We start from the raw sequence: 10,102 nt of genomic DNA on the forward strand, positions 1-10,102 counted from the left end.
TTTTGTCCTATACTTGTAGACATAGGTAGGGGATCCCCTTTCATGAGTTGATTTGGTCGTTAACTATGAGGATACCCTACCTCTTTTTTTGTCTTCAAGAGCTTTACACAAACTATTGTACGTCATCCCGCCTTTCCAAACAATTTCTTTTTTACTTGCAATGTAAGAAACATTGGCTAATTAAAATAATAGCTACAGATATACAGAGATAACCTTAATTAAACCTTTTTTCATTTCTTTTTCCAAGAAAAATCGCACATTCAGAAACATTGCCTATTCAACGATTGCACCCGATTGAAGAATAGATAAGCCTCAATCGAGATAAGTAATTTCACCTTCTTTTTCTTTTGCTCTAATAGTGATTTTAGCAGTTAATTGTTCAGGTTGTTGTCCATAATCACCCTTTACCTCTTCAAAGATGGTTGATATGTAATTTTCAAGTTCCCCCAATGTATTCCTTTTGATAACATCTTATTTCTTGCAACTTCATATCCCTTGAATGAATCATTATAATCATCCTTTTTTTCTTCTCCGAAGGCTTTTATTTCGAATTCGACTTTAATATCTTTTGACACTTTTTTCGCTCCTTTCTAATCTTTATCAAGAATACATCCTGCAAGGATGCCCTGTTAAATTAACGCACCCGATTGCTTAACTATCCTATTTTTATTTTTATCTTTTTTTTCTAAATATGACACTTATCCCCGCAAATAACGAGATACCTATGCCCATCCAGCTAGGTAATGCTATTGTATCAAACGCTTTCATAAATGATCAGGTTTTATTTCAAAGCCTTAGGTAGAAATATAAGAATAATAATCTTCAAGAGAAGAACATGCTTGTTCCGTTTCTTCTGCTTGATAACCAGTTCCTTTGTTTTATCTCTCCCTATCCTAATAAAAAAGGTTACCTTCATGGCAAACCCAAAGCCTTAAGATAAATGGTTTTATTCAGCAATCACGCCCGATTGCGGTACACAGCAATCCTGCTTTTAGCCTCTCACTTTATTCCATAGCCTTTCAAAATTTATCCCGTTGCTGTTAGAATTTAAAAGATATACGTCTGGATTACTGAGATTCGCCCAGTCATTGAATCCGAATTGTTTGTTGTAATTATTTAAAAGCAAAGCCATTAAATTACCGTGTGTCACGATAACCGTATGTTCAAATTTACTTTTAAAAGCACCTTCTACCACCTCTAAAATTCGGTTTGCAGCCTCTTCACTAGATTCTCCGCCTTCGAATTTTAAGCAAGGATTCTCGAATGTTCTTTTTAATTTTTCAGGCCAATCTGATAACGATTTGGTACTCAACACCCGTTCTTCCAATTGGCTATTCATTTCAATTTCAACATTTAATCGCTCTGCCAACGGTTGTATGGTTTCGATAGCGCGTACGTACGGGCTTGAAATGATTCGTTCAACTGGAACATTATTAAAAAATGTATTTAATTCTTCTGCTTGTTTAAAGCCTTTCTCGGTGAGTGGTGAATTAGATGCCTGACCTTTCGCTTCACAGTGCCTAACTATGTACATTTTTTTCAATATAATCACTCCAAACAAATGCATTATAACGACTGAATTTGAATATATAAATTCGCCCGTCTGATGCTCTCCTTCAAGTATGTGGGTGCTTCTAGATGGTTTAATATTTCGTCAGTTGTTAACCATAAAACTTCTTCAACCTCATCGGGACTCTTAGGAAACGCCTCGCCGGATTCATATTCACAAAGAAAAACAATATCTACAACATTAACATTGCTTTCCGCTACAAACGATGTACTGTACACATAATTTAATTCGTCTTTTATAGTTACACCGACTTCTTCGAATATCTCTCGTTTTACTGCTCTCTCTAATATATCTGATGAATCTCCTTCTTGTTCTACCTTACCTCCAACTAGGGAAAGCAGACCACCTGCGTGTTCTTCTTCCACGCTTCTTTTTATAATAAGCCATTTATTATTTTTTCTTATTGCGCCTTCAACATTTACAATAAACATTTTAACTTCCCCCTAACAAACTAAACTAACAACCTATTTATTTAATAATCTGGCCCGTTTGTTGCATTGTCACTATCCGACTAGGAAATGCCATTGTATCAAACGTTTTCATAAATGATCGGACTTCATTCCAAAGCTATAGGTAGAAACCAATTAAATGCTTGTTCCGTTTCTACTTAGTAACCAATTTCTTTGTTTTATCTGTGCCTATCCTAACAAAAAAAGGTCGCCTTCATGGCAACCCCAAAGCCTTAAGACACATGGTTTTATTCAGCAATCGCACCCTATTGTTGAAATAAGTCAGTTATTTTCGCTGCCATTCTTTTTCTAAAACACTATATAGTAGAGAATCACGCCAGCCATCTTTAATCAATAAATCCTCACGTATTCTGCCTTCTTTAGTCATTCCCGTCTTTTCTAAAACTTTTGATGAACCAATGTTTCTTGGATCACAAGTAGCAAAAATCCGATGTAAATTTAATTGATTAAAACCAAAAGTAATCAAAGGTTTTGCTGCTTCTGTTGCGTAACCCAATCCCCAATATTTAGGGTTAATTATGTATGCTATCTCACCAATTCTGTTGGTATAGTCCCGGATATTAACTTCGCCAGCGCCAATCATCTCTCCGCTTTCCTTTACGATTATGGCAAAAACGAATCTGCTTCTGTTTACCTTTTTGGCATCGCATATAACCTGTTTTACAAAGTTCCTGGTTTCCTGCTCTGAGTTCGGCCCCCAAGGCTGATATTGACAAACCTTTTCTTGCGAAGCATATTCGTGAACGTCTACCCAATCCTTTTCTTTCATCTCCCTTAACTTGACTCTCTCACCTTTCAGAATACTAATCATATTCCCTTCTCCTCTATATTTTATTTTAGTGATCCAGCTCGTTTGTCGCACTATCATTATCCAGTCCTTTGCAGGCAGGCGCTCATTTGAAATTATGTTTTGATAAATCTATTATTTTTCTCCCTCCCACAGTAAAGTAACCACCCTTTTAAACATACCTGCTTACCCGATCGGTGCGATGGACGTTTGAAGAATAAACGTTCCGTCCGCTGGATTTGGGGCTGTTCCACCACTTCCATTACGAAAATTCATCAGATTTTATGTATTAGCACTCATAACAGGACTTGTCGAACGGCGCCCGATTATTGTATAAGTAAACATTATTTAAAATACCATTGATAAGCATTCGTGTACAGAATTTTATCGGTAGCTTGTTCATCAAATAGTTGCTGAATCAATGCAACATCTCCATACTCAAAAGGTCTTGTCGCTCTTGTAGACGGTAGATCTGTTCCAAACATCAGGGCATCCGGGTTGGCTTCATAAATCGATTTCAAGGCATTTGGGACGTTTAATTTTACACGTCCGAAACCAGTAGCTTTAACTCTAATACCTTTATCTACTAGTTTTAACAAATGTGGCAAACCTTCTTCAGATAGTCCCAAGTGGTCAATCGATATAGCAGGCAGGTTTTCGATCGTTGACGCAATGCCTGGTAATTCCTTTGCATCCATGTAAAGTTCACTATGCCACCCGACCAAATCATAGACCCTCCTAGCAAAGTAGTCGAGTTTTGACAAATCTTCTGAACCACCTCGTCTGATATTAAATCGTAATGCCCTTACTCCTTTATTATGTAAGTTCAGGATTTCTTCGTCGGTCACAGTAAACGGCAGTTGAGTAACACCGCAAAATGTTGAACCCATTTGATTAAGTGCCTTCAATAAATAATCTTGGTCAAATCCTTGGAAAGAACCAGATACAATCGCTCCACCCTGCACATTCAAATTGATGGTGTCCTTTTGATAATCTGACGTAACATAGCTTGGTGGTGTATATCCCTGGTTTTCTTTAATCGGAAAGTCAAAATCAATAATATGAAAGTGTGCATCAAAAATTCTCATCTCCATCCCCCCTTCTTCCAAGTTTATACCTCGTGTGAAACTGTAACCTGGATTGTCTATAAATATAAACACTCGTTTCAAGTAGATACTTATATATATTTTATCACCAACAAATTGTACTTATAAAAAGCCATAGAACTTTTGAGAGAGCAGCCCATTCCTTTTTTTGCTTGTTCCTATCCCAACAAAAAGAGGTTGCCTTCATGGCAACCTCTGAGCCTTTAAGCAAATGGTTTTTCGGCATTCGCGCTCGTTAATTTAAGTACCTTCTTTATACTCTCCTCTATATTTAAAAATAAATAACTATTTATTTTTAAATGAGTTACTCAATAAAATGACCCTTATGTATGGGTACGCGCGCTAAATTTCACTCCAGATAGCCACCCTATTTCTACAGCAGCCTTAGTGCTCACTTGAACCTTGGTGCCAGGCTATTGCCTTTTTGTCAATCTTCGAAACTAACTGCTCTTTCCCGTTTATGTATGCTTCAATGTCATAGGGGAAGTTTTGGGCTAATTCTTTTTTCAAGTCACCGTACTCTTTTACAGCCTCAGGGTGCGACCGCAAGTAATTGCGAAATGCCAAGTGACGTTCGACTTCAGAATCACCCATCTTATAAAAATGGATATGGTGGGTCCGTTGGTCGCCGCCCTTTTGGAAATATCGACGACCAGGAAGCCCGTTTTCTCCTTTTGGTTCGTAACCAATATCAATCATTGCAGTATTAAAATCATCAATTCGTTCAATATCCTTCACCACAGGCATTATGTCAATGACAGGCTTTGCTATCAAACCCTCTACGGACGTACTGCCAATATGGTCCATTTCAATTATTTCGGACCCGAAAATCCTGCGTAATCTATTTGCTTCCTCTTCATAAAGAAAAGGCCAATCTTTGTTATACGACGTTACCTCAACTTTCCTCACTACAAATTATCCTCTCTTTTTCTGGCAGTCTTCCTCCGCAAAACGGTCCGTTTGTGGAAGGAAGAAATTTAACCCGCCCAGTACAAGATATCAAGCTTTTATATCGTTTTTTAGTACTGACATCGCTGGTTCTTACTCTTATCTATTTCTATTTGTTTAATGCGTAATCATTAGCACCCGTTAATTTAGTAGTGCTTGGACATTTCCTGCAATATAATTTTTTACCAAACGAAGTTCACTCTTCTCCAAATAATAGGTTTTATCGGTATTTGAATAATTATAACTCACTTTTTGGATGGTAGATTTCATTTCTTTTGGCAAAGAAATGATACCCCATTTACCAGCCTCTTCCTTCGATGCAATAACACCTTCTTCCAGATACCAAAGCACCCTTATCAAGTTCAATGTACAGTAGATAGGATCCTTTTCAATATTTTCCAGACATTCTTCAAAATCTCCTATAATGGAGGAAATATAATAAGAATGTGGAACGTAAGGAAATACCTCACTAATAGGCCTTCCTTCTATGCAAACTCCTCTATTCGTAGTTATCTTTATATGGGCAGATAAATCGGGATCCGGTTTAATTTGATTATTTAAATATCGATATGTACCAGTTGCCAAACGTTTTTCAAAACATTTTCTCCAATACTCACTATAATGGAAATCATACACAGAGGGGTGGCTCCAATTTTTTAATTGCTGTTCATTCATTGAACTTACTTCAATAGGAAAAGGGTTATTGGAATGATACAGAAATAACTGTGCTAATTTCTTTTTGGTCTCCACAGCTATTGAATTTTGTGTAACAATCAAAATATCAATATCACTATTGTCAGGATGAAAGCCCCCCATCGCTAAAGAACCATGAATGTAAAAACCGACAAAACCTTCTTTTATTATTTTCTTGACATCAGATAAAAGGGTAAAAATCAATTCTTTTATCTCAGTTGAACAATTTGGCCAGCTATTAGTCATAAGAAAATCACACCTATTGTCTTATTGAATGAAGAAAAAGCTTTTTTCAAACTCACGAACGTCTTACAGTTTATAAACTATTTTTTCTTCAAACTTCTCACAACCATTGATTTGGAAGATTCGTTGCATTGGAATGTTTCTGTGCCCCGTGGCCCCTATATAGTAGGTAGCTCCCATTCCATCTTTAAGAAACTCTAAAGAAAGTTTGTGAAGTTGGGTTCCCATTCTTTTACTATGATATTCAGGAACTACTCCGAAATAAAATAACCTTCCTTCATCGACCGTTCGTGGTTCAATATGCGGTATGGTGATGCCTATGGGCGTCTTATTATCATAAGCAATAATACAACTTTTGATATAACCAGGACCTAATTCGGATTTCATACCTTGAAATTCTTTTTCAATGGAAAGGCTTGAAGTAGTGTTCAAGGATGCAGATACAATGTTTTCCCATAGTTCTTTAAATAGTTCCATGTTTGTCTGATCAACCGGTTTCAATGTTATTGCCTCTGAATCCTTCGGTGTTTCCAAAGAAGTGAGGTCGCGCTTGTAATAATGAATGACATCATATCGCTCTAATCCGTACTCCTCAAGTAAACCAACGAAGTCAGTGTTTGAAACCTCATCTCTTCCTAAAATGATTTTTACGGAAGGAATGTTTTTCTTTTTTGCATACGTCTTCATTTCATATAGAAGATTTCTAAAATCATTTATAGAAGATACTTTTCCAATATCTTCTATAACAAAATAATCTGGTGTTCCATCAAGAAATTTAACTTCAGGGACCGAAAACATTGGAAAACTCTCCTCTATGAATTACTACACGACTTGTTTATTAAGCGAAGGCATACATTTCATGTAATACATTATATCAAGCATATGGATCGCTTAAGATATTGTTGCTCTCGTTTCTTACTCCTATCTACTTCTAAATACTCTCTGATAATGTGGAATCCGAGTTCGGGTAAAATTGCATAGACTCTGGATCAGTAAGTACTTTTGATAGTTCGGTTTGATCTCCTACTTTAGAATCTCTAAGGTATAATCGTTCTGTTTCGATTATCTTCATAATGACCTCTCTACAATCTGTTTTTTCATACGATGAAATGGCCCGTTGCGGCGGAATCAGACGCCGATATCGATTCCAGATAGGCGCTCCGATTCAGGAATAAGAACCTGAATTTAATTGGTTGACGATTTGGGGTATTTCACCTAAATCATTAATAATAAAATCAGCTTTAACGTTGTTCCCCCATTGCTCATCCTTTTTCCAAATGGTTTTCATCCCAAGACATTGAGCAGCTTCTACATCTTTTTCAGGGTGATCCCCTACAAAAATACTTTCCTTAGCAGGGACATCAAGCCTTTTTAGAGCAGCTTTAAAGATTTTGGAATCAGGCTTTTTTACACCTTCCCATTCGGATATAAGAATGGCATCAGTGTATTTATCAATACCCAACGCCTGAATATTATCCATTTGAAACTGTCCTTTTCCATTCGTAATTATCCCTATCGAACCACCATTTCCCTTTATTTTTTCCAACATACTAATGAGATTTGGGAAAGGCATACAACTTTCTTTAAAGTAAATGAGGTAATCTTGAAGTAACTCTTCCCAAGTAATCTCTACAATGCCATACTCGTTAATTAGCCGCTGATACACCTTGTCCTTCCAAACATATCCACGATTATCAAGTTCAATAAACCTTTTTATGTATTTATCTTTGGGTATATGAAATAACCACTCGTTTAATCGCTCATACTGTTTTTTAATAAATATTTTCAACGACTCATCTCGATTTAATAAAGTGCCATCCAAATCAAATACAACCGCCTTTATGATGATAAATCCCCCTTCAATTCCCCTCTGAGTTATTCCATTAAATGACCCGTTTGTTGCATTATCACTATTCAGCTAGGTAATGCCATTATATCAAACGTTTTCATAAATGATCGGACTTCATCCCAAAGCCATAGGTAGAAACCAATCAAATGCTTGTTCCGTTTCTTCTTAGTAATCAGTTTCTTTGTTTTATCTGTTCCTCTCCTAATAAAAAAGAGGTTGCCTTCATGGCCACCCCCAAACTTTTAAGTAAACGATTTTATTTAACAATCTTGCCAGTTTGCGGTAGTCATATTTTTGCTAAGACAGCGTTAACAAAGTTAGTTTTTTCATCCGCGTATTTGTGTTTGTTATGTTTATTTGCCTTTAACAATTGAATTTTCAGTTCTTGATATTCCATTCTTGCATCGCCATTACTACGCAAGTAATCTCTAAATTTTAGCTGCTCAACTAAAAAGTTACTTCCAGTTTGGTACATATGAATTTGATGTGTCCTTGGTTCACCCTTGCTGAAATAATGTCTGTCCGGAAGAATGTTTATTCCTTTATAAGAGTAACCTAAACTTTCCAGGGGAATGACACAATGTTTCCCATCGTTAAAATCCTTAATCTCTATCGCAATGTCAATAATCGGCTTGGCACTCAGCCCCTTCACAGCTGTGCTGCCGATGTGGTGGATATCTTCAATAAACCTACTTATTTTATTTTGTATTCTCTCTTTCTCCGATAAGAATTCCTTTGACCAATCTTCTGTCCAAGGTACTAAAAAAACCTCGCCTTTAGGTAATCCGAGCATTATATAATCCCCCCTGGTAACGTTTAGTCACTCAATTAAATGGTCCGTTTGTTGCATTAGCATTGTTCGGCTAAATAATGTCACTATACCAAACGTTTTTATAAATGATCGGCCTTTGTTTCAAAGTCACAGGTAGAAACATAAGAATAGCAATGTTCGAGAGAAAAAGATGCCTGGCCCGTTTTTTCTGCTATAACTTCATATGGATAAGATGATTGTTACAGTACTTTCTGTATAGTAAACAAAAAAAGAAGGGCATGCATTCTTCCTACGCCACCTTTACCGTTTTCAAAGAATAATCTACTCATCTTCTGGTTATCTACTTCTTTGTTCATTAAGTCATTGGTAACACAATGGCACATTAACTCAATACTACAATAATTCAATAACACAAAAAGAAGGCATTCTGTGATAGATCTCATATTATCGAATCATTTGTAGTGTAGTTTAAAAGAAAGGTTGTTCGTTTCCCTCTAGTGATCTAGAACAAACACGTTCACAAAAAACGGTTCTTTTCTTTAGTGTCAGGATATTATCAATCAACACTCAACATTGACTGAACGCTCAAAACACCCTATTTGATTGAATATTTAAGGTAAAAAAAAGTTACCTTCATGGAAACCCCTAAGCCTTAAGGTGAATGGTTTTATCCAGCACTCGGGTCCTATTGCTGAAATTCCATTATTGCTTTTCGCTATTTTCAAGCGAACGCTTTTTATAAAAATTGATGATAACCACGACAAATGAAATCATTGTCATTAATCCAAACGAATTTATAAAGGCATTGAAAAAATCCTTATGCTCAATAGTCACTCTTACAACAAATAATCCAAGAGAACTAATAAATAACACTATAATTATTTTACTTAAAGAAACATTGAACAAGCTCAATGCCAGCAGAGCTATTGCTAAAAATATGCCGATCATATTTATTACACTCATCTTGTTCCCCTTTCTCAACTAAACAGGTCGTTCGTTGCATTATCACCATTCAGCCAGGCAACGCCATTATATCAAACGTTTTTATAAACGATCGGACTTTACTTCAAAACCATAGGTGGAAATATAGGAATAGCAATCTTCGAGAGAAGAAAATGCTCGTTCCGTTTCTTCTGCTATAACTTCATACAGACCGTGAGCGTTATAGTGAATTTCTGTTTGGTCATCCAAATGGTAATGATCCCCCGTTTGTAACGATCGAAGCTTTTGGTACAAAGGGTCCTGGTCAACGGTCAGAAAATCATAAATATTACTTTGGCTCATAGATCTACCGCCTTTCCCTGTAGTAAACAAAAGAGAAGGGAGTGCGCTCCCCCTTACGCTGCCTTTACTGTTTTCAAAGTGATAAATCTCTATCATTTCTCCCAAGTTGCATAAAGGGCTATATTTATTATCTTCTAGTAACTCACTAATTCCCCTGCCACATCATCGCAGAACGGAAAAGAGTTTTAAAAAATCCAGAAAAGGAAAACCCAAAGCAGTGCACACAACAATTTATAACGATTGATGATGGGAAAAGGAGCATTCCTGTAAGGGAAAAATGCGAGGATAAATTGGAGTAGAAGCCAGATGCATAAAAGAAGCCCCCTTGGTACGATAGAGAGTGTCATGCATGACCTCGAATTAAGTACCGAAGGAGGACT

The 10,102-nt window shown here is 36.5% G+C and carries 12 protein-coding genes; all 12 read right to left on the minus strand.

The window, feature by feature from the left end; genetic code table 11:
- Positions 1-404: 404 nt before the first annotated feature.
- The 12 genes from CKW00_RS13865 to CKW00_RS12930 all read right to left on the minus strand — a co-directional run bounded on the left by CKW00_RS13865 (position 405) and on the right by CKW00_RS12930 (position 9,827).
- Entirely contained in the window at positions 405-575 is a 171-nt protein-coding gene (locus tag CKW00_RS13865) for a hypothetical protein (protein ID WP_233129787.1), read from the minus strand.
- A gap of 416 nt (positions 576-991) precedes the next feature.
- Positions 992-1,534: a histidine phosphatase family protein gene (locus CKW00_RS12875; RefSeq protein WP_308409672.1), complete on the minus strand. Its 543-nt coding sequence runs from the start codon at positions 1,532-1,534 to the stop codon at positions 992-994.
- A 32-nt stretch (positions 1,535-1,566) separates the two neighbouring features.
- Entirely contained in the window at positions 1,567-2,001 is a 435-nt protein-coding gene (locus CKW00_RS12880) for an NUDIX hydrolase (RefSeq protein WP_095822900.1), read from the minus strand.
- 304 nt (positions 2,002-2,305) lie between these two features.
- Entirely contained in the window at positions 2,306-2,851 is a 546-nt protein-coding gene (locus CKW00_RS12885) for a GNAT family N-acetyltransferase (RefSeq protein ID WP_095822901.1), read from the minus strand.
- A 320-nt stretch (positions 2,852-3,171) separates the two neighbouring features.
- On the minus strand, positions 3,172-3,915 hold the full coding sequence (locus CKW00_RS12890) for an amidohydrolase family protein (protein WP_095822902.1): 744 nt from the start codon (positions 3,913-3,915) through the stop codon (positions 3,172-3,174).
- Between the two features lie 402 nt (positions 3,916-4,317).
- On the minus strand, positions 4,318-4,842 hold the full coding sequence (locus CKW00_RS12895; protein WP_095822903.1) for a GrpB family protein: 525 nt from the start codon (positions 4,840-4,842) through the stop codon (positions 4,318-4,320).
- Positions 4,843-5,022: 180 nt separating this feature from the next.
- A complete protein-coding gene (locus CKW00_RS12900; protein WP_095822904.1) occupies positions 5,023-5,820 on the minus strand; it encodes a nucleotidyltransferase domain-containing protein in 798 nt (265 codons plus the stop codon).
- Positions 5,821-5,883: 63 nt separating this feature from the next.
- On the minus strand, positions 5,884-6,615 hold the full coding sequence (locus CKW00_RS12905; RefSeq protein ID WP_095822905.1) for a GNAT family N-acetyltransferase: 732 nt from the start codon (positions 6,613-6,615) through the stop codon (positions 5,884-5,886).
- Positions 6,616-6,982: 367 nt separating this feature from the next.
- Positions 6,983-7,663 carry an HAD family hydrolase gene (locus CKW00_RS12915; protein ID WP_095822906.1) on the minus strand — a complete coding sequence of 227 codons (681 nt, stop codon included), beginning with the start codon at positions 7,661-7,663 and terminating at the stop codon, positions 6,983-6,985.
- Positions 7,664-7,952: 289 nt separating this feature from the next.
- Positions 7,953-8,459, minus strand: coding sequence for a GrpB family protein (locus CKW00_RS12920; protein WP_095822907.1), 507 nt, complete (start codon positions 8,457-8,459; stop codon positions 7,953-7,955).
- A gap of 681 nt (positions 8,460-9,140) precedes the next feature.
- Complete coding sequence (locus CKW00_RS12925) at positions 9,141-9,401, minus strand: hypothetical protein (protein WP_095822908.1); 261 nt, start codon at positions 9,399-9,401, stop codon at positions 9,141-9,143.
- Between the two features lie 81 nt (positions 9,402-9,482).
- Positions 9,483-9,827, minus strand: coding sequence for a hypothetical protein (locus CKW00_RS12930; protein WP_143544253.1), 345 nt, complete (start codon positions 9,825-9,827; stop codon positions 9,483-9,485).
- Between the last annotated feature and the right edge of the window lie 275 nt (positions 9,828-10,102).

Source organism: Salimicrobium humidisoli (genome assembly GCF_002295105.1).
GTDB lineage: Bacteria > Bacillota > Bacilli > Bacillales > Halobacillaceae > Salimicrobium > Salimicrobium humidisoli.